The organism is Variovorax sp. J22G73, assembly GCF_030317035.1.
Classification (GTDB): Bacteria; Pseudomonadota; Gammaproteobacteria; order Burkholderiales; family Burkholderiaceae_C; genus Variovorax.
The window spans coordinates 314,458-333,958 of the sequence record NZ_JASZYK010000007.1; the positions used below are offsets into that span (position 1 = coordinate 314,458).

At 69.4% G+C, this 19,501-nt stretch carries 20 protein-coding genes; 4 read left to right on the forward strand and 16 right to left on the reverse strand.

Going from position 1 to position 19,501, the window contains the following annotated elements; translation table 11 throughout:
* Positions 1 to 4 precede the first annotated feature (4 nt).
* From QTI51_RS25020 to modB, 9 genes are all read right to left on the reverse strand, one after another.
* A complete protein-coding gene (locus QTI51_RS25020; protein ID WP_116910885.1) occupies positions 5 to 1,771 on the reverse strand; it encodes a ShlB/FhaC/HecB family hemolysin secretion/activation protein in 1,767 nt (588 codons plus the stop codon).
* Positions 1,772 to 1,981: 210 nt separating this feature from the next.
* Entirely contained in the window at positions 1,982 to 2,854 is an 873-nt protein-coding gene (gene fdhD, locus QTI51_RS25025; protein WP_116911111.1) for a formate dehydrogenase accessory sulfurtransferase FdhD, read from the reverse strand.
* 19 nt (positions 2,855 to 2,873) lie between these two features.
* A complete protein-coding gene (locus tag QTI51_RS25030; protein WP_116910884.1) occupies positions 2,874 to 3,179 on the reverse strand; it encodes a helix-turn-helix domain-containing protein in 306 nt (101 codons plus the stop codon).
* Entirely contained in the window at positions 3,176 to 5,524 is a 2,349-nt protein-coding gene (locus QTI51_RS25035; RefSeq protein WP_116910883.1) for an FdhF/YdeP family oxidoreductase, read from the reverse strand. The genes QTI51_RS25030 and QTI51_RS25035 overlap by 4 nt, the downstream gene beginning before the upstream one ends.
* Positions 5,525 to 5,630: 106 nt before the next feature.
* Positions 5,631 to 5,945 (reverse strand): type II toxin-antitoxin system RelE/ParE family toxin, encoded by a 315-nt coding sequence (locus tag QTI51_RS25040; RefSeq protein ID WP_116910882.1) that lies wholly within the window; start codon positions 5,943 to 5,945, stop codon positions 5,631 to 5,633.
* On the reverse strand, positions 5,942 to 6,223 hold the full coding sequence (locus QTI51_RS25045; protein ID WP_116910881.1) for a YlcI/YnfO family protein: 282 nt from the start codon (positions 6,221 to 6,223) through the stop codon (positions 5,942 to 5,944). Before QTI51_RS25045 ends, QTI51_RS25040 begins: the two co-directional genes overlap by 4 nt.
* Positions 6,224 to 6,257: 34 nt before the next feature.
* Positions 6,258 to 7,046, reverse strand: coding sequence for an ABC transporter ATP-binding protein (locus tag QTI51_RS25050; protein ID WP_116910880.1), 789 nt, complete (start codon positions 7,044 to 7,046; stop codon positions 6,258 to 6,260).
* A complete protein-coding gene (gene modA, locus QTI51_RS25055) occupies positions 7,043 to 7,801 on the reverse strand; it encodes a molybdate ABC transporter substrate-binding protein (RefSeq protein WP_286516299.1) in 759 nt (252 codons plus the stop codon). Before modA ends, QTI51_RS25050 begins: the two co-directional genes overlap by 4 nt.
* A 31-nt stretch (positions 7,802 to 7,832) precedes the next feature.
* On the reverse strand, positions 7,833 to 8,516 hold the full coding sequence (gene modB, locus QTI51_RS25060; protein ID WP_116910878.1) for a molybdate ABC transporter permease subunit: 684 nt from the start codon (positions 8,514 to 8,516) through the stop codon (positions 7,833 to 7,835).
* Between the two features lie 106 nt (positions 8,517 to 8,622).
* Between modB and QTI51_RS25065 the strand changes: the two genes are divergently transcribed.
* Together QTI51_RS25065 and QTI51_RS25070 are read left to right on the forward strand one after the other, a co-directional pair.
* On the forward strand, positions 8,623 to 8,862 hold the full coding sequence (locus tag QTI51_RS25065) for a hypothetical protein (protein ID WP_116910877.1): 240 nt from the start codon (positions 8,623 to 8,625) through the stop codon (positions 8,860 to 8,862).
* 8 nt (positions 8,863 to 8,870) lie between these two features.
* On the forward strand, positions 8,871 to 9,560 hold the full coding sequence (locus QTI51_RS25070; RefSeq protein ID WP_116910876.1) for a nitroreductase family protein: 690 nt from the start codon (positions 8,871 to 8,873) through the stop codon (positions 9,558 to 9,560).
* On the opposite strand, the gene tsaA is transcribed toward QTI51_RS25070, so the two are convergent.
* Together tsaA and QTI51_RS25080 are read right to left on the reverse strand one after the other, a co-directional pair.
* Entirely contained in the window at positions 9,521 to 10,015 is a 495-nt protein-coding gene (gene tsaA / locus QTI51_RS25075; protein WP_116910875.1) for a tRNA (N6-threonylcarbamoyladenosine(37)-N6)-methyltransferase TrmO, read from the reverse strand. The genes QTI51_RS25070 and tsaA overlap by 40 nt on opposite strands.
* Positions 10,012 to 10,359 (reverse strand): winged helix-turn-helix domain-containing protein, encoded by a 348-nt coding sequence (locus QTI51_RS25080; protein ID WP_116910874.1) that lies wholly within the window; start codon positions 10,357 to 10,359, stop codon positions 10,012 to 10,014. The genes tsaA and QTI51_RS25080 overlap by 4 nt, the downstream gene beginning before the upstream one ends.
* A 103-nt stretch (positions 10,360 to 10,462) precedes the next feature.
* Between QTI51_RS25080 and QTI51_RS25085 the strand changes: the two genes are divergently transcribed.
* Complete coding sequence (locus QTI51_RS25085) at positions 10,463 to 11,074, forward strand: molybdopterin-dependent oxidoreductase (protein ID WP_132748874.1); 612 nt, start codon at positions 10,463 to 10,465, stop codon at positions 11,072 to 11,074.
* Between the two features lie 25 nt (positions 11,075 to 11,099).
* On the opposite strand, the gene QTI51_RS25090 is transcribed toward QTI51_RS25085, so the two are convergent.
* From QTI51_RS25090 to apbC, 3 genes are all read right to left on the reverse strand, one after another.
* Complete coding sequence (locus QTI51_RS25090; RefSeq protein ID WP_116910872.1) at positions 11,100 to 12,803, reverse strand: OFA family MFS transporter; 1,704 nt, start codon at positions 12,801 to 12,803, stop codon at positions 11,100 to 11,102.
* Between the two features lie 123 nt (positions 12,804 to 12,926).
* Positions 12,927 to 13,880, reverse strand: a complete 954-nt coding sequence (locus QTI51_RS25095; RefSeq protein WP_286516295.1) for a LysR family transcriptional regulator — start codon at positions 13,878 to 13,880, stop codon at positions 12,927 to 12,929.
* Positions 13,881 to 13,883: 3 nt separating this feature from the next.
* Entirely contained in the window at positions 13,884 to 14,975 is a 1,092-nt protein-coding gene (gene apbC, locus QTI51_RS25100) for an iron-sulfur cluster carrier protein ApbC (protein WP_116910870.1), read from the reverse strand.
* Positions 14,976 to 15,061: 86 nt separating this feature from the next.
* Between apbC and QTI51_RS25105 the strand changes: the two genes are divergently transcribed.
* Positions 15,062 to 16,261, forward strand: coding sequence for a patatin-like phospholipase family protein (locus QTI51_RS25105; RefSeq protein WP_116910869.1), 1,200 nt, complete (start codon positions 15,062 to 15,064; stop codon positions 16,259 to 16,261).
* A 39-nt stretch (positions 16,262 to 16,300) separates the two neighbouring features.
* On the opposite strand, the gene QTI51_RS25110 is transcribed toward QTI51_RS25105, so the two are convergent.
* Entirely contained in the window at positions 16,301 to 18,121 is a 1,821-nt protein-coding gene (locus tag QTI51_RS25110; RefSeq protein WP_116910868.1) for an ATP-binding response regulator, read from the reverse strand.
* Between the two features lie 134 nt (positions 18,122 to 18,255).
* The gene (locus QTI51_RS25115) at positions 18,256 to 19,479 is read right to left on the reverse strand and encodes a diaminopropionate ammonia-lyase (RefSeq protein ID WP_116910867.1); all 1,224 of its coding nucleotides are present in this window, start codon (positions 19,477 to 19,479) and stop codon (positions 18,256 to 18,258) included.
* Between the last annotated feature and the right edge of the window lie 22 nt (positions 19,480 to 19,501).

Here is a 19,501-nt window from a genome sequence, read left to right on the forward strand (position 1 = left end):
CGCCTTAGAAACTGAAATTGAGGTTGAACCCCGTCGTGACCCTGGCCGTGCGATACCCCTCGGGCTTGCTGACAGGCGCGCCGACGAAGACGTCGAAGTTCAAGCCCTTCCATGCGCCGCGCACGCCGATCACCGCCCCCGCCAGGTGGTTGCCCAGCAGCAGCGCGACCGACCTGCCGCCCACGTGGCCGTAGTCGATGCCGGCGTAGAGCTCGGCGCCGCTCTGCCCCAACGCCCAGCCGATGTCGTTGCGCAACAGCCAGCCGCGCTCGCCGAGCAGGCTGGTCTCGCCGTCGAAGCCGCGCACGGTGTAGCGCCCGCCGATGCCGAACTGGTCCTGCGTGGTGAGCTGGGTGCGGTTCCATTGCGCGCGCCACTGGGCCGCATAGCGAAGCTTCTGTTCGCCGAGCTTGAAAGGTGCGTTGAGGCTCACGTCCGCCGTCATGAGCCGAAAGCGGCTCGTGCCTTCGTCGAAGGCCTCTTCCGGGGCACGCCGAGCGCCGAATGCGCCGGTGCCCTGCCGGAATGCGAGGCTGCCGTCCAGCGTGGCCTCGCCGATGAATTCCTTGTGGCTCAGGCTGGCCTCCCAGCCGCCGACGACGCGGTGCTGGTTGTCGATCTGGGTGTCGTCGATGAAGCTGCGCGACTCACGCCGCAGGGCGCGCACAGCCACGGTCGTCTTGCGGCGCTGGTCGCGATAGACGAGGCGCGAAAGCTTCAGCTCGGCGTTGTTGGCCTTGCCTGCATAGACGTAGTCCTGGTTCAGGCCGGCCACGGTCTGGCTGTACTGGCTGTTCGACGCGGTGAACCCGAGAAGCCAATAGCCCCAGGGCAGCGAGTAGTGAAAGGTCTGGCCTTCGGTACCGTGGCGCGGGTTGCCCAGGGCGTGCCCGTCGACGCTGTGGTTGGCGTTCAGGTAAAGAAGGTCGTTGAGCCCGAAAAGGTTGTCGACCGAGACGGTGGCGCCCGCCTGGTACCTGCCGGTCGACTTCGTGCCGCTGTCGTCGGTGCTCAGCGTGCCGCGGAACACGCGGGCTTGCACGTACTTGACGATCAGGTCGCTGTCGCCGGGACGGGCATCGGGTGCGGTCGATGGCTCGATCTGAATATCGGCTTCGGCCGTGGGCGCTCGCTTGAGGTTCTCCAGGCCCTGCTCGATGTCTCGCAAGTCGAGCAGGTCGCCCGGCGCGGCGGGAATGGCGCTTGCAAGCAGCGACCGGTGCCCGCCGAAGCGGCTGCTGGCGTCGGGCGTTGCGCGAATGGCGGCGATGCGGCCGGGTACGAGCGTGAGCGTCAGGGTTCCGCCTGAAAGGTCCTGCGGCGCGGCCAACACGCGGGTGGTCACGAAACCCTTCGCAATGAGCGCCTGCTGCAGGCGGCCCATGACGACATTGACACCCTGCGTGCCCAGGCACCGCCCGAGCGGGCTGTCGTTCGACTCCTCGCCTGCGGCAGCCTCCAGCGCCCACTGAAAGTCCGCCGAACGCTCGCCCGCCAGCACGAGGCGGTCGATGCGCGAGCAGGGTGACTCGACCTCCGGCAAGCGGGCCGGGCTGGTCTTCGGTGCGCCCGGCAGGCGAGCGTCTATCGACTTCTCCTGCTGCTCGCGCAGCGCCTGCTCGCGCTCCTGCCTTCGCAGTTGCTCTACAAAAGGATCAGGGGCCGACGGATTCGCCTGTGCGATGACGCCGGACGACGTGACCAGCAACAGGCAAGCGAGATAAACGGCGCGACGCAGTTGCGGCGCGCGAGCGTGTGGACACAGGAACATGAAAATCCGGGCTGATGCAGCGAGGAATACGCTGCGGGCGCGGATTTTCAGGGGGCGTTTGGCTGCACATATGTGGCCAAAAGTGAACTAGAGAATTCGGGTGTTTTTCGTTAGATATGCAACACCGTTGCATCGCGCGGCGAGCAGAAAGCCAACATAAGCCAACGCTCTTGTTATCAATTGCACGCGATTCGAAACGGTCGCGAAGCTTCAGCTGCCGCCGCTTCGCCCATCCGCATAAAGCACCCCACGCGGCGCCCTGCACAAGCCCCAGAACCGCAACCCGCTGAGTTCCGCCATGCGCACCCCCATCGCGGTCGGCGCCGAGATGGTCGCCATCGCCGCGACGCCCAGGCGTGCGCACTTGCGCACCAGCTCGTGGCTGCCGCGGCTGGACATCAGCACGAAGCCCGGCTCTTCAAGCCGCCCTGCCCGCGCGAGCTTGCCCAGCAGCTTGTCGAGCGCGTTGTGGCGGCCCACGTCTTCCATCAGGTCGGTGAGTTCGCCATCGACCGTGGCCCACGCGGCGGCGTGGATCGCGCCGGCTTCGGCATTGAGCACCTGGCGCGGCGGCATCGCGGCGAACGCGCGCAGCACGGTGGCCAGGTCGATGCGTTCGATCCACGCGCGTGGCGGCACGCGCTGCGGCGCAAGGTCGAGCCCCGCGAAGCTCTCGACGCCGCACACGCCGCAGCCGGTGCGGCCCGCGAGGCTGCGGCGACGGTCTTTCAGGCGCTCGAAGCTGCGGGTGGAAACCTCCAGCTGCACCTCGATGCCGGGCATGCCTTCGGGCAGGCCGGCGTCGCAGGCATCGACCACCCGCACCTCGATGCCGCGGCAATCGGCGGCGGCGTCGAGGATGCCCTCGCTGAGCGCGAAGCCCAGCGCGAAGGCCTCGAGGTCTTGCGGCGTGGCCATCATCACCGCGTGCGACACGCCGTTGAACACCAGCGCCACCGGCACCTCGGCGGCCAGCGTGTCGTCACGCACCACGCCTTCGGGCGCGAGGCCGCGCTCGCCGAAGACATGCACGGCATGCCGCGCGAGCGACGGCAACGAATCGGGGTCTGGAGTGTCTTGCATGGCCGCGGCCATTCTCCGCTCAGCGGGGGTTTTCGTCAGCCGGCAGGGTCGAGGGCAAGGCCTGGGCGAGGGCGCGCCCGGCGTCCGTCAGGTGCGCGACCCAGCGGTCGTCCAGTTGCACCACACGCACCCAGCCGGGTCCGCGCGTGCCGCCGATGGAGGCATCGCCCATCAGCGTGAGCTGGCGCATCACCACGCTCGCGCCCTGCCCCAGCCGCTTGCCCAGCCGCGGCAGCGACATGCCGCCCTCGCCCGGTGCCTCGGCCAGCGCGCGCAGGATGGCCGCGGCGAAGGCATCGGCGTCGAACGCTGCGGCACCGGTCATGCGGCGACGGAGTCCGCTTCGGCAGGCGCGGGAGCGTGCGCCGCGTGCGGCGTGAGCACCACGGGAATCGACTTGGAGGTCGGCGTGCCCGCGTTTTCGGCCACCGACGACAGCGGCACCAGCGGGTTGGTCTCGGGGTAATACGCCGCGAGGTTGCCGCGCGGAATGTCGTACGCCACCAGCTTGAAGCGGTCGGCGCGGCGTTCCTGTCCGTCGCTCCACACGGTCTGGATGTCGACCCAGTCGCCGTCCTTCATGCCCAGCTTGCGGATGTCTTCCTTGTGGATGAACACCACGCGGCGCTGACCGAACACGCCGCGGTAGCGGTCGTCCATGCCGTAGATGGTGGTGTTGTACTGGTCGTGCGAGCGCGTGGTCAGCAGCGTGAAGACGATGGTGTCGCCCTTTTTCGCGAAGCGCGCGCGGGCGCGGTGCGAGTGGGTGTCCAGCGGCACGGCGTGAGTGAAGAACACGGCCTTCTTCGAGGCGGTGTTCCACACGCGCTCGCTCGCGGTGTTGCGCAGGCGGAAACCGCCGGGGTGCGCCACGCGGGTGTTGAAGTCCTTGAAGTCGTCGAACACGGCTTCGATCTTGTCGCGGATGCGCGCGTAGTCCTCCACCAGCCAGAGCCACGGTGTCTTGCTGCGCGCGCCGATGGTGGCCGCGGCCAGCCGCGCCACGATGGCGGGCTCCGACAGCAGGTGCTCCGACGCGGGCGGGTTGATGCCCATGGAGATGTGCACCATGCTCATCGAGTCTTCCACCGTCACGCCCTGCGGGCCGGCCGCCTGCATGTCGATCTCGGTGCGGCCCAGGCACGGAAGAATGATTGCCTCGCGCCCGTGAATGACATGGCTGCGGTTGAGCTTGGTGGTCACGTGCACCGTCAGGTCGCACTTCTGCAGGCCCTTCCAGGTCTGGTAGGTGTCGGGCGTGGCGGCCGCGAAGTTGCCGCCGAGCGCGAAGAACACCTTGCCCCCGCCGTCGAGCATCAGCCGGATGGCCTCGACCGTGTCCACGCCGTTCTGGCGCGGCGGCTCGAAGCCGAACACCTTCTGCAGCCGGTCGAGCAGCGCGGCCGGCGGCTTCTCCCAGATGCCCATGGTGCGGTCGCCCTGCACGTTGCTGTGGCCGCGCACCGGGCAGGCGCCCGCGCCTTCGCGGCCCATGTGGCCGCACAGCATGAGCCAGTTGCCGATCATCTGGATGGTGGCCACCGAGTGCTGGTGCTGCGTGATGCCCATGCCCCAGCACGCGATGACGCGCTTCGCGCCCAGGTACACGTCGGCGGCGGCGCGGATCTGTTCCTCGCTCAGGCCCGACTCCTGCACCAGGATGCCCCACGACTCGGCGCGCAGGTCGTCGGCCAGCGCCTCGAAGCCGGTGGTGTGGGTGGCGATGAATTCGTGGTCGAGCACGCTCGGCTCGCCGCGCGCCACGGCCGCGTCCTCGCGCTCGATGACGTGCTTCATCATCCCCTTGATGGCCGAGAAGTCGCCGCCCACGCGCAGCTGGAAGTAGTGCGTGCTGATGGGCGTCGAGCCCATCGTCGCCATCTCGAGCTTGTCCTGCGGATCGGCGAAGCGCTCCAGGCCGCGCTCGCGCAGCGGGTTGAAGCTGACGATGCGCGCGCCGCGCTTGGAGGCCGCGCGCAGCTCGCCCAGCATGCGCGGGTGGTTGGTGCCCGGGTTCTGGCCGAAGATGAAGATGGCGTCGGCCTTCTCGAAGTCTTCCAGCGTGACCGTGCCCTTGCCCACGCCCAGCTGCGGGCGCATGCCGCTGCCACTGGGCTCGTGGCACATGTTCGAGCAGTCGGGAAAGTTGTTGGTGCCGTACTCGCGCACGAACAGCTGGTACAGAAAGGCGGCCTCGTTGCTCGCGCGGCCCGAGGTATAGAAGATGGCCTGGTTCGGGTCGGGCAGCGCGTTCAGGTGACCGGCGATGCGCGCGAAGGCGTCGTCCCATTCGATGGGCACGTACTTGTCGCTGGCCGCGTCGTAGGCCATGGGGTGCGTGAGGCGGCCCTGGTCTTCGAGCCAGAAGTCGCTCTGCTCGGCCAGCTGTGCCACGGTGTGTTTCGCGAACAGCTCCGGGCCGGCGCGGCGCGCGGTGGCCTCGGCGGCCACGGCCTTCACGCCGTTCTCGCAGAACTCGAAGGTCGAGGCGTGGTTGCGGTCGGGCCAGGCGCAGCCGGGGCAGTCGAAGCCATCGGGCTGGTTGGCCGACAGCAGCGTCTTCGCGCCCTTGATGGGAATGTCCTGTCGCAGCAGCGCGTTGGTCACGCTGCGCAACGCGCCCCAGCCACCGGCGGGGCCCTTGTAAAACTCGATCTTCTGCTCGCTCATGGCGGGAGTGTTCGCCGCTGGGGGGCCGCAGTCAAATTGGATCCGCACATGCGGTGATTCAAAATGGAAATGAAGCAGCGCCCGCCGAGCAGCCGCCCGTCGCAGCTCAGTGGTAATCGTCTTCGCGCTGGTGCCTCACGGCGGCCACGACGATCGAGTCGCTTGCCTCTATTTCGAACAAGGCGACATAGCCGCTGGCGCCGAAGGGAATCACGAGTTCGCGGATGAAAGGGCTGTCGCCCGCTTTGCGGCAAGTGAACGGCGAAAAAGCAAGGGCGGAAATACCGTGCTCGATGGCTTCGAGGGCGCGTGAGGCCAGCGCCAGGTCGCCGTTTCTGTCGAGCTCGCGTTCAAGAACGAAGTCGTACCGCCGCTCCAGGTCTTCGGCCGCCTGGCGCGTGAACCGGATCGCGTAGCTCACCGACGCGCCGCGTCCTGCCGCTTCTTCGCCGATTCGAGCTTTGCCTTCAGGCGATCGACCACCTCGCCCGCATCCACATAGTCACCGCTGCGGCGCGCACTGGCGAGCGACTTCATGCCGCGCGTCACAAATTCGGCCTGGCTCTTTCGCTGGAGCACACAGGCGCGAACGGCCGTCTCGACGAATTGGGACAAGGACTCGCCCTTGCCAAGCACTTGCTCGACCTCGTCCCGAAACTCGGGCTCGACACGCACGGAAGGGATGGTGGCGGTTTTCATCGCCAAAGTGTATCGCTTATGCGATACACGGACCTCATCCCCGCACGTCCTGCATCAACAACCCACGCAACTTGCTGCGCAGCGGCGTGTCTTCGACATCCTGCACCCCCGCGACGTCGCGCAGCGCGAAGTCGCGGCTTTCGGCGTTGTGCAGGTCGATCTCGCGCACCACCTGCCCGTCGCTGTAGACGAAGGCCACGTCGGCCAGGGCGAGCACGTCCTCGATGTCGTGCGTGATCATCAGCACCGGAATGCCCCAGTCCTTGCGCACCTGCGCGAGCTCGTTGCGCAGCTCGGCGCGCAGCATGGGGTTGAGCGCGGCGAAGGGTTCGTCGAGCAGCAGCACCTGCGGCTCGCAGGCCAGCGCGCGGGCCAGGGCCACGCGCTGCTGCTGTCCGCCCGACAGGTTGCGCGGGCGGCTGTCGGCCAGCGCCGCCAGGCCGAAGCTGTCGAGCAGGGCCTGCACGCGCTCGGCGTCCCTGGCGGCGGGCTTGCGGCGGTGCCAGGCGGTGAGGCCGAAGGCCACGTTCTGGCGCACCGTGAGGTGCGGGAACAGCGCGTAGTCCTGGAACAGGTAGCCCACGCGGCGCGACGGCGCGGGCACGTCGATGCGCCGGGCCGAGTCGTACAGCGTGCGCCCGTCCAGCCGCACATGGCCCGAGGTGGGGTGCAGCAGGCCGGCAATGGCCTGCAGCGTGAGCGACTTGCCCGCGCCCGAGGGGCCGTAGAGCGCGGCGAAGGGAACGTCGGTCTGAAAGCGCACGGCCAGGTCGAAGCGGCGCGCCCCGTCCTGCACCGACAGCTTCAGATCGACGTCGATCATGGCTTGCCGAAGCCGTAGCGGGTGAGCACTTCCTGCGCGGCGGGGCTCGACAGGAAGGCGATGAAATCGCCGGCCAGCGCCTTCTGCTTGCTGTCGGCCACCACGGCGATGGGGTAGGTCACGGGCGTGTGGCCGGTGGGGGTGAAGGCGATCTTCACCTTGTCGCCGGCCACGGCCGCGTCGGTGCGGTAGACGAAGCCGGCCTCGACCTCGCCGCGGCTCACGTAATCGAGCACCTGGCGCACGCTGTCGGCCTGCACGAACTTGGGCTCCAGCGTGGTCCACAGGTTGGCGCCGTCGAGCACCTGCTTGGTGTAGCGGCCGACCGGCACGGTGGCGACCTTGCCCACGGCGATCTTCTTCACGCTGGCGCCGCCCAGGTCCTGCAGCGTCTTCACGCCCACCGCGCCCTGCGCGGGCTCGATCAGCACCAGGCTGTTGGTGACGAAGTCCTTGCGGGTGGCGGTGTCGACCAGCTTCTGCTCGACGCCGCGGTTCATGGTGTCCTGGTCGGCGCTGGCGAACACGTCCACGGGCGCGCCCTGGCCGATCTGCTGCAGCAGCACGCCCGAGGCGGCGAAGTTGAAGCGCACGGTGGCGCCCGACGTGGCGGCCTCGAACTTGGGCCCGATTTCCTTGAAGGCGTCGGTCAGGCTGGCGGCGGCCGACACGGTGATCTGCTGCGCGGCGGCGGCCAGCGGCAGCGCAAGGGCCACCACGGCGGTGGCAAGGGACAAGAGGCGAAACGGACGCATGTGCAACTCCTTATAGGAATGAGGAAAGAAATCAGCGAAGCGAGAAAAAGCGGTTCGACAGCACCAGCACGGTGATCGACAGCACCGACGTGACGATGACCAGCAGCAGCGCGAGGTCGTCGTGCCCCGCCTGCACCGCGTCGTAGATGGCCATCGACAGCGTCTGGGTCTGCTTGGGAATGGAGCCCGCCACCATCAGCGACGCACCGAATTCCCCCATGGCGCGCGCGAAGGCCAGCAGCGTGCCCGCCAGGATGCCGGGCCACGCCAGCGGCAGCGTGACGCGCAGGAACACCGACCACGGCGACTGCCGCAGCGTGCTGGCCGCGGCCTCGAGCGAGCGGTCGACCCCCGCGAACGCGGCGCTGGCCGACTTCAGCACCAGCGGCAGCGCCACCACGGCCGAGGCCACCACGGCGCCATGCCAGCTGAAGATGATGGTGTAGTCGAGGTGCTCGCGCAGCCAGGCGCCCAGCGGGCTGCGCCGGCCCGCCGCCACCAGGATGGCGTAGCCGATGACCGTGGGCGGCAGCACCAGCGGCAGCATGAACACGGCCTCCAGCACGGTGCGCCCGAAGAAGCGCTTGCGCGCGAACACCCAGCCCAGCGCCACGCCCACCACCAGCGCCATCAAGGTCGCCACGGCGGCGACCTTCAGCGACAGCACCAGCGGAAACCAGTCGGTCGAGGCGATGAGCGAGTTCGTCGTGTTCATGAAAATACGGCGGGATTGTTACATGATGAGGCTCAAGGTTCTCACGGGGATGCGCAAAGCCATGAGTCTCCATATACTGAGGAATACAGCGTCGGAGACAGTCCCCATGCGCCCATCCGCCCAAGACACGGTTGTTCGTTCGATCTCCGGCCGCCCGGAGCGCCGCCATGTGACGCAGGTGCAGGAGTGGCGCATCGAGCGCGCCATGGACGCCCACGGCTTCGTGCTCTCCATCACCGGCCCCGACGGCGAGAGCCAGTGCTTCTTCGTGGCCGATGCCGACGCCAACGACATCGGCGAAGTGCTGCGCCGGCAGGCGGCGTGGATCGACCACCGGGCGCAGTGACCCACCCCATGCCCCGGCACATGACGGGCGCGCAGCGCATTCTCGAAGTGCTGCTCACCCGCCGCTCCGTGTCGCCGCGCCGCCTGCAGGCGCCCGGGCCCAACCCCGACGAGCTCGACGCCGTCCTGCAGGCCGGGCTGCGCGCGCCCGACCATGGCGCGCTGCATCCGTGGCGCGTGATCGAGTTCCGCGCGCAGAACCGCGAGGCGCTCGCCTGGTGCTTCGAGCAGGAAAAACTGCGGCGCGACCCGCTGGCCGCGCCGGCCGACCTGAAGCGCGCGCGCGAACACGCCACGCGGGCGCCGCTGCTGCTGGGCTTCGTGGTGTCGCCGCGCGAGCGCAGCAAGATACCGGCGCGCGAGCAGTGGCTGAGCGCGGGCGCGGCGCTGGGCAACATCCTGAGCGCAGCGCACCAGCTGGGCTACGGCGCGATCGTGCTGAGCGGCGAGCGCTGCTTCGACGAGACGCTGGCGCGCCAGGTGGGCGTGCTGCCGGGCGAATACCTGGTGGGCTTCATCAGCATGGGCACCATCAGGGAGGCGCCTCCGCAGGCACGCGAGCTGCTGTCGCAGGACGTGTGGTCGTGCTGGCAAGGGAATGCGCTGCAGGCTTTGCCAGAGTTGCCCGAGCCACCCGAGTTGCCGGGCCCGGCGCCCGCTCAGCCCATCCGGCCGTCGGAGCGGATGCGCGGCAACTGATCGAGCCTGGCACCGAACCAGCCGACGCGCTCGGTCTGGCGCACGTCGAACGCCGGCACGTAGGGCTTGATGTCGAGCACGGGCGTGCCGTCCATCATGTCGTTGCCGCTGAAGCGCAGCGTGGTGGCCTCGACCGACAGCAGCCGCACGATCGACAGGCCCAGCCGGTTGGGCCGTGCGGGCGCGCGGGTGGCGAAGACGCCGTGCGATTCGTTGTCCAGGAAGGGCACCACCTCCAGCCGCTCGTGCGCGCACCGGTGCAGGTGGGTGACGAGGATCAGGTAGTCGAAGCCCTCGATGTCGCGCAGGCCCGGCGCGAACTCGGCGAACACCTCGAGGCTGCCGGGCTCGTCGGGCGCGCCGGCGGTCTGTATCGGCATGCCGGTGGCTTCGGTGAAGCGGCTGCGCACGATGCCCACGGGGCGACTGACGACGTCGGCAGCTTCCGGGTTCATGGCGCCAGCAGGCGCGTCAGCGCGCGAATGTCGGCCGCGGTGGCCAGCCGTGCCGCGTTTTCGATGGCGCGGTAATGCTTGACGATGTCTTCGCCCACCGGCGTGAGCGCCGTGCCGCCGCCGCGCGAGCCGCCCGCCGCGGTGTTCACCGCCGGCGAGGCCAGCGCGTGGTTCATCTCGTCGATCAGCATCCAGGCGCGCCGGTACGACATGCCGAGCAGCCGGGCGGCCGCGGAGATGGAGCCGGTCTCGGCCACGGCCTCGAGCACGGCGATCTTGCCGGGGCCGATGGCGATGGTGTCGTCCCGGTAGACGCGCAGGCGGAACTGGACTTTGGATTTCATGTGGGCGCCAAGCGTAAACCAATGCGGGCCGCCATTGTCGTTTCTCAGCGTCGTGCAAGAATGAATACGACGCGCCCGCGACGGGGAAACGAGGAGAGCTCCAGTGAAAGACCGCCACCTGTTCCAGCCCACCCGATGGCTTTGCCGCGCCGCCGCGGCAACGGCGGTGCTGGCCCTCTCAGGTTGCGCGGGCGGCCCGTCGGCTTCGGGAAGCGCGGCACTGGCGGCAGCGACGGTAGCAGCGGCCTCCCCGATGTCCGCGACACCCCATACGTCCGCGAGCGAAGGCGCATCGCCCTCCTTCACCGTCTCCGGCGCCGTCGCCAGGCGCGCCACCTTCGACCTCGCCGCCCTGCAGGCGCTGCCTGCCGTCACGCAAACGGTGGGCAGCAACAGCTACACCGGCGTGAGCCTGTGGGCCTTGCTGAACGATGCGTCGGTGGGCCTGAAGCCCGACACCGCGGTGCGCAACCCGGTGCTCTCGATGTATGCGGTGCTGGTCGGCAGCGACGGCTACCGCGCGGTGGTCTCGCTGGCAGAGATCGCACCCGAGTCGGGCAACCGCGCGGCGCTGGTCGCCTACAGCCTGAACGGCGCGCCGCTGGGTCGCAACGGCATGGCGCGGCTCGTGCTGCCCGGCGATGTGAAGCCGGGCCGTTCGGTGGCCCGGCTGGCGGCGATCGAGGTGTTCGCCGCGCAGCCTTCGGGCCGCTGAACCGTCAAACGGTTGGTTCGGCAGCTCAGCCGAAGAACTTGGCCGCGCTGACCAGGGTCTTGTACACGCCCCACGCCAGCGGAATGCCCACGGCGATCCATGCCAGCGCCACCACCAGCGGGCTCACCGCGTCGACGCGGCCCGAGCCACTGCCCAGGCCCACCTCGGCAGCCGATGCCTTCTCGTGCGCCAGCTTCTTCTCCACCGCCAGTTCGGCGTCGCTCATGAAGTGCTTGTCGGCCACCGGGCGCACCAGCAGGTTGGCGATGAAGCCGATGACCAGCATGCCCACCAGGATGTACATGGTCTGGTTGTAGACCTGCTCGCGCGGCAGGCCCAGGCCCAGTTGGTACTCGCGCATGTAGTTCACCACCACCGGCCCCAGGATGCCGGCCGTGGCCCATGCGGTGAGCAGGCGGCCATGGATGGCGCCCACGAACTGCGTGCCGAACAGGTCGGCCAGGTAGGCCGGCACGGTGGCGAAGCCGCCGCCGTACATCGACACGATCACGCAGCACGCCCCCACGAACAGCAGCTTGCTGCCCGCGCCGGCCGACGACGGAATGCTCGCGTACAGGATGCCGCCGAGCACGAAGAACACCGTGTAGGTGAGCTTGCGGCCCAGCTTGTCCGACAGGCTGGCCCACACGAAGCGCCCGCCGATGTTGAACAGCGACAGCAGCGCCGTGAAGCCGCCTGCCACCACCGCGATGGCCGCGAGCTGGGTCTTGTCGAGCTGGCCGTACTTGGCCGGCAGGTCGATCAGCGCGCCGCCGAACACTTCCTGCAGCATCGGGGAGGCCATGCCGATCACGCCGATGCCCGCGCTCACGTTCATGCACAGCACCAGCCACACGAGCCAGAACTGCGGAATGCCCCAGACCTTCTTCACGTGCACGTGGCGCTGCGTGATCATGGTGTTGGCGGTCTGCGCCGGGGGCGGCGTCCAGCCTTCGGGCTTCCAGCCCGAGGGCGGCACGCGGTAGCCCAGCGCGCCGGCCATCATGAAGACGAAGTAGCCAATGGCCATCACCACGAAGGTCTGCATCACGCCCACGTCGGTGGCGGTGCCGAAGCGCTTCATGAGGTCGACCGCCAGCGGCGAGCCGATCATCGCGCCGCCGCCGAAGCCCATGATGGCCATGCCGGTGGCCATGCCGCGGCGGTCGGGGAACCACTTGATCAGCGTGCTCACCGGCGAGATGTAGCCCAGCCCCAGGCCGATGCCGCCGATCACGCCCGAGCCGAGGATCATCAGCCAGAACTGGTGCAGGTGAATGCCCAGCGCCGACAGCAGCATGCCGCCGCACCAGCACAGCGCGGACACCACGCCGGCCTTGCGCGGGCCGGCGCGCTCGAGCCAGCCGCCCCACAGGGCCGCCGAGCAGCCCAGGAAGACGAAGAACAGCGTGTACATCCAGCCGAGCGTGGCCACGCGCCAGTCGCAGGTGGTGGCGAACAGCTCCGCGAAGAAGCTCATGTCTTTCGCGCAGGCCTGCGCGCCGGTGCCCGCGGTGCCCAGCGCCTTCGACAGCGGCAGCCAGAACACCGAGAAGCCGTAGGCCATGCCGATGCAAAGATGAATGGCCAACGCGGCCGGCGGCACCAGCCAGCGGTTGAAGCCCGGGCCCGCGATGATGCGTTCCTTGTCGAGGAAGCCGGGCTGCTGCTGCAGTCCGCCTCCGTTGATGCGATCTCCCTCGAGAACGCCTGCAGATGAGCCTGCCATATATCTCCTTGTTCGCCGGATGTGTAAGGTTGTTGCTGATCCGGGCCGCGGAGTGTGAGTGAACGCTTTGATGTGCGTCAAATTCGATCAACGCATGGCCCGATTCAATAAGTAAATGGACCGCTATTCGCCGAGCGTGCCGCTGTGCTGCTGCACCTGTGACTGCCACTCGGGCGTTTTCATGAAGGCCAGCGCGGCGTCGAGCGCGCGCGAAGGGCGCACGCCCTCCTGCGTCATGAAGCCGATGGGCGTGCGCACTTCGGGCGCCACCAGCGGCAGCGCCTCCAGTTCGCGATGGCTGCGCACCGCGGCCACCATGCCGCCGGGCAGCACGCTGCTCACGGTGCCCACGCTCACGGCCAGCGCGAGCGTGAGCACCGAATTGGTCTCGATGGCGGGCGACGCATTCGCGGCGGGCACGCCCGCCTCGCGCAGCGCCTGGTCGACGATGGTGCGGTTGTGCATGTCGGGCGTGAGCAGGCACAGCGGCAGCTTGCCGGCCACGGCCCAGGTCATGGGCTTGCCGATGCGCAGCTGGTCGGCCGACGCCTTCTTCGCGCGGCGCAGCAGGAAGTAGTGCTCGATGCTCTGCGGCCACGCCGTGAGCTTGATGCCCGGCAGGTGCATGCGTTCGGTGTAGCCCAGCGCAAGGTCCACCGACAGGCTCTCAAGCCCCGTTTCCAGGTCTTGCGAGCTCATCGACAGCACGGCCGGCACGATGCCCGGGTGCCGCTGCTGCAGCATGGCCGCGAAGCGCGAGAGCATGGGAATGGCCGTGGGCACGGCCGCCATGCGCAGGCGGCCGTGCGGGTCACCCGCCTCGCTGCGCAGCTCCTGCAGCAGCACCTCGTTGTCGCGCAGCATGCGCTGCGCCGTGGCCAGCACGCGCTCGCCCTCGTGCGTGAGGCCGACGTACACCCGCGCGCGCTTGACGATGACCACGCCGAACTCGCTCTCCAGCGCACGCAGCGCGTTCGACAGCGCGGGCTGCGTGATATGGCAGGCCTGCGCGGCGCGCCCGAAGTGCTTGTGCTCGTTCAGCGCCACCAGGTAGCGCATGGAGGCGAGCAGGTTCATGCCTCAGGTGTTCTTGCTGATCGAGATCGTCGGGAACTTCGCCGAGAAGTCCTTCGCCTTCTCGGCGATGCCCACGGCCACGCGGCGCGCCACGTCCTTGTAGAGCGCGGCCACGTCGCTGTCGGGTTCGGACACCACGGTAGGCGCTCCGCTGTCGGCCTGCAGGCGGATCCTGATGTCCAGCGGCAGCGCGCCCAGGTAGTCCATCTGGTACTCGGCCGCCATCTTCTTGCCGCCGTCGGCGCCGAAGATGTGCTCGGCATGCCCGCAGTTCGAGCAGATGTGCACCGCCATGTTCTCCACGATGCCCAGGATGGGAACGCCGACCTTCTCGAACATCTTGATGCCCTTCTTGGCGTCGAGCAGCGCGATGTCCTGCGGCGTGGTGACGATCACCGCGCCCGTCATCGGCACGCGCTGGCTCAGCGTGAGCTGGATGTCGCCGGTGCCCGGGGGCATGTCGACGATGAGGTAGTCGAGGTCTTTCCAGTTGGTCTGGCGCAGCAGCTGCTCCAGCGCCTGGGTGGCCATGGGGCCGCGCCAGATCATGGCCTGGTCCTGGTCGACCAGGAAGCCGATGGACATCACCTGCACGCCGTGGCGCTCCATGGGCTCCATGGTCTTGCCGTCGGCGCTGTCTGGGCGGCCCTGTATGCCCATCATCATGGGCTGGCTCGGGCCGTAGATGTCGGCGTCCAGCAGGCCCACGGTGGCGCCTTCGGAGGCCAGCGCCAGCGCCAGGTTGGCGGCGGTGGTGCTCTTGCCCACGCCGCCCTTGCCCGAGGCCACGGCAATGATGTTCTTCACGTTGGGCAGCAGCTGCACGCCGCGCTGCACCGCATGGCTGGTGACCTTGGTGACGATGTTGACCGACACGTTCTCCACGCCCGGCACCGCCTTGGCGGCGGCCACCAGCGCCGCGCGAATCGCCGCGTGCTGGCTGCGGGCGGGGTAGCCGAGCTCGATGTCGAACGAGACATCGCCTTGCGAGACCTGCAGGTTCTTGAGCGACCGGCTCGCCACGAATTCCTTGCCGGTGTTAGGGTCCGCGACGGCCTTGAGCGCGTCGGTGAGCCCTTCTGGGGTGAGTGCCATTGATCAAACTCCTGAATGGCCGGTAGTCTAGTTCGCTCCCTAAGCCCTCATCGATCGGCCTCCCAAAAGCCTGAAACGAATAAAAAATGCCCGAGACAAGCCCCGTTACCGGCCTGCTGCTCACCGGAGGCGGCGCGCGGGCCGCCTACCAGGTGGGCGTGCTGCAGGCCATTGCAGACATCCGGCGCGCTGCCGGCCCCGCCGTCACCGGCACGCACAACCCCTTTCCCGTCATCACCGGCACCTCGGCCGGGGCCATCAACGCGGCGGCGCTGGCCTGCGGTGCCGACAACTTCGACGCCATGGTGGCGCACATCGCCAAGGTGTGGAGCGAGTTCCGCGCCGAGCAGGTGTACCGCGCCGACTCGCTCTCGGTCATCGGCAGCGGCGCGCGCTGGCGCATGCTGCTCGGGCTGGGGCGTTTCGCGGCCAACTGGATGCGCATCAAGCCGAAGTCGCTGCTCGACAATCGGCCGCTGGCCGAGCTGCTGCGCCGCCTGGTGCCGCTGGAGCGGCTGCCCGGGCTGATGGCCGCCGGCCACGTGCAGGCGCTGGCCGTGACCGCGTCGAGCTACAGCTCGGGCGAGCACGTCACCTTCTTCGAGGCGGCCGTGCCCATGGAGCCCTGGGTGCGCTCGCAGCGGCTGTCAGTGCGCGACCGCATCACGCACACGCACCTGCTGGCGTCCTCGGCCATTCCCTTCGTGTTTCCGGCCACGGCGCTGCCGATGCAGCAGGGCCACACCGAGTACTTCGGCGACGGCTCGATGCGGCAGTCGGCCCCCATCGCGGCGGCCATCCACCTGGGGGCGCAGCGCATCCTGGTGATCGGCGCGGGCCGCATGCACGAGCCGCGCGAAACCGCCGCGCCCAACACCCACAGCGGCTACCCGACCATGGCGCAGATCGCCGGCCATGCGCTTTCGAGCATCTTTCTGGATGCGCTGGCGGTGGACATCGAGCGGCTGCGCCGCATCAACCACACGCTGGGGCTGATTCCCGAAGAAGCGCGCGCGGCGAGCGCGCTGCGCCCGCTCGACCTGCTGGTGATTTCGCCGTCGCAGCGGCTGGACGTGATTGCCGCGCGCCATGTCGACGCCCTGCCCGGCGCCGTGCGCCACCTGCTGGGCGGCTCCAGGGTGGCGGCTGACGTGAAGGGCGGCGCGCTGGCGAGCTACCTGCTGTTCGAGTCGGCCTACACGCGCGAGCTGATGGCGCTCGGGCGCGCGGACGCCATGAAGCAGCACGACGAGGTGCTGCGTTTCTTCGGCTGGAACGCCGCCTGACCATCTGACAGGCTGGCAGATTGACCGCTCGCCGGCCTTTCAGTGCCCGGCGCGCCGCCCCGAGACCAGCGCCGACATCGTCTGCAGCAGCTTCTCGGCCACCACCGGCTTGAACAGCACCGGCACGCCCGATTCGCGCACGCGCTGCAGACGGCTGGGCGCGGTCTCGCCGGTCACCAGCAGCAGGGGCACGCCGCTATTGAGCCGCTGCTGCAGGCGCAGCCCGGCGTCCAGCCCGTCGGCGCCGTCGGCCAGGCGGTAGTCGCACAGCAGCATGTCGAAGGGCTGGCGCTCGGCCTCGGCGCGCGCCAGCTCGTCCAGCGCGCCGGCCTCGTCGGCCACGGTGCGCACGTCGATCGCATGAAAACGCAGCAGGCCGGTCATGGCGGCGCGAATGTCGGCCTCGTCGTCGACCAGCAGCACCCGGCGCGGCAACGCCGGGGCCGCATCGGCACCCGCGCCCACCCCTCCGCTCACAGGCGCCAGCGACGCGGCATCGGCCAGCGCGCTGGCGGCCGCGCCCGGCGGCGGCGCCACCCTGGGCACCACCACCCTGAAGTGCGTGCCGCGCCCCAGGCGCGAATGCAGCTGCACCGGATGCCCCAGCAAGCGCGACAGCCGCTGCACGATCGACAGCCCGATGCCCAGCCCGCGCGAACGGTCGCGCCCCGGGTTGCCCACCTGGTAGAACTCCTCGAAGATGCGCCCCGACTGCTCGGGCGCGATGCCCATGCCGGTGTCGCGCACCTCGATCCACACCGCCTCGCCGCGCTCGCGCGCCGTGACCGTCACGCCGCCGCGCGCGGTGTACTTGAGCGCGTTGTCGACCAGGTTCGACAGCATGCGGTGCAGCAGCTCGGGGTCGCTGCGCACCCACAGGCGGCTGGCGCGCACGCGCAGCTGCAGCGCCTTCTGCTCGGCGAGCGGACCGAAGCTGAAGTTCATCCGCAAGAAGAGCGCGTCGAGCTGCACCGGGCGCACCACCGGCGTGACCACGCCGGCGTCGAGCCGGGACACGTCCAGCATGGTGTCCAGCGACATGCCCAGCGCATCGACGGCGCGCATCAGGCGCTCGGCGTTCTGCCCTTCGGGGCGGTCGCTGAGCTCGTTGCGCAGCGCCGCGCCGAACAGCGCAATGGCGTGCAGCGGCTGTCGCAGGTCGTGGCTGGCGGTGCCCAGGAAGCGAGTCTTCTCGGCGCTGGCGCGCTCGGTGGCGGCAATCTGCTCGCCCAGGCGCCCGGCCAGGGCCTCGTTCTCGAAGCGCAGGATCAGCGCGTCGGTGAGGATGCGGTTCTGCTCGATGCCGGTGCGCAAGGTCAGCCCCAGGTGCGCCGCGCCGAAGACCGCCAGGAACACGTGCAGCGCGTCGCGCTGCCAGGCCAGCGCCACGATCAGCCCCAGCATCATCGGCAGGCCGTAGCCGAACAGCGCCGGCTTCAGCGGCCACAGCGCCTGCATGGCGCGGGTCCAGCTGCTCATGATGACCACCACCAGCAGCGTGGTGATCGGCAGGTTGTCGTTGGAAATGACGAACAGCGGCGCCGGCGCCGTGGCGCTGCTGACCAGCGTGACCAGCCGCGTGTACTTGCGCGCCCAGTACGGGCTGCGGTCCGCCGCGATGCCCGCATGCCAGCCCGGCGTGAGCAGCGCGTACAGGTCGACCAGCGTGATCAGCGCCAGCCAGAACAGCGCCCACTGCGTGCCGTACTGCCAGTAGAAGGCCACGCCCAGCGCCCAGGCAAAGCACAGGTGCGCGCTGACCGACACCCGGCGCGAGGCGTACACCGAGGCCACGTGCTCGCGCAGCACGCGCTGGCCGAGCGCGCGGTCGTCCAGCGGCGCGCCGGCGGCCGATGTCATGGCCCGGCGCGGCGCGGGCGGTGGCGCGGGTTGGAACAGCGGGGGATGAGAAGGTCGCGGGTGGTCACCCGCTCATGCTATCGGCGGGGTGGTCGCGCGACAGTGCCATTGGTCATGGATCGGTCAGAGGTCGGTCATGGGTTCGCCTGGACCTGATCGACATGCAGGCGCTGCAGGCGCTGCAGGCGCAAGACCTCTTCGGCGTCCAGGCCGGCGAGCTCCCGGTACACCGACGGCGCCGTCGCGCCCTCGGTGTTGATCAGCAACACATTGGCGTCCGCCGCCAACCCGACCTGCGCGCGGTGCGCCTGCGACAGCGCCAGAACGCGCAGCGCGGCCAGCCCGGCCGCGCCCGACTCGCCGCTCTCGATGGGCACGTCGCGCACCGAGCCCCGGGCCAGCCGGCGCATGGCGTCGATGGCGTCGTCGTCCTCGATGGTCATGAACACATCGACCGACGGCTGCAGGAAGCGCCAGGCCAGCGGCGAGGTTTCCCCGCAGGCCAGGCCCGCCATCACCGAATCGACCGTGCCCGTGGCGTTCGCGGCCCGGCCGCCCAGCGCGCTCTGCAGCAGGCAGTCGGCCTGGCGCGGCTCGGCCACGACCAGCGTGGGGCGCCGCGCGCCGAAGCGTTCCCACATGTAGCTGGCCACGCCCGCGGCCAGCCCGCCCACGCCGCCCTGCAGGATCACGTGCGTGAAAGGCCGCGCATGCTGCGCCAGCACCTCGTCGACCAGCGTGCCGTAGCCCTGCATGACGTCGCGCGGAATGTCTTCGTAGCCCGCGTACGAGGTGTCGGACACCACCTGCCAGCCATGTTCCCGCGCCAGCGCCGCGGCGTGCGCGACCGAGGCGTCGTAGTTACCCTCGATGCGCACCACTTCCGCGCCGAAGCCGGCGATGGCGCTCTCGCGTTCGGCGCTCACGTGCTTGTGCAGCACGATCACGCAGCGCACGCCGGCATCGCGGGCGGCCGCGGCCAGCGCGCGGCCGTGGTTGCCATCGGTCGCGCTCACGACGACCCACCCGCGCAACGCCTCGGCGTACGCGCCCTGCAGCACGGCCTTCGGCTCCCACGCGGGGTGGGCGCGCAGCACCAGGCGCACCAGCGCGGCCGGTGCGCCCAGGGCCTTGAAGCTGCCGAGCGCTGAGCGCTTCGATTCGTCTTTCACGAAAACGCCCGCCACGCCGAGCGACTGCGCCATGTCGGGCAGTGGCCACAGCGGCGTGGGCGCCCGCGAAAGCATCGGCCAGGCCGAGAGCCAGTCGCGCGTGCGCTGCGCCTCGGCGATGCTCATGATGTGTTGCAGCTCGCGGGGGTACGCGGAGCGCACGGCGTTCGTGTTGGTGACCAGCATGGGTGTCGTTTCGAATGTTGCG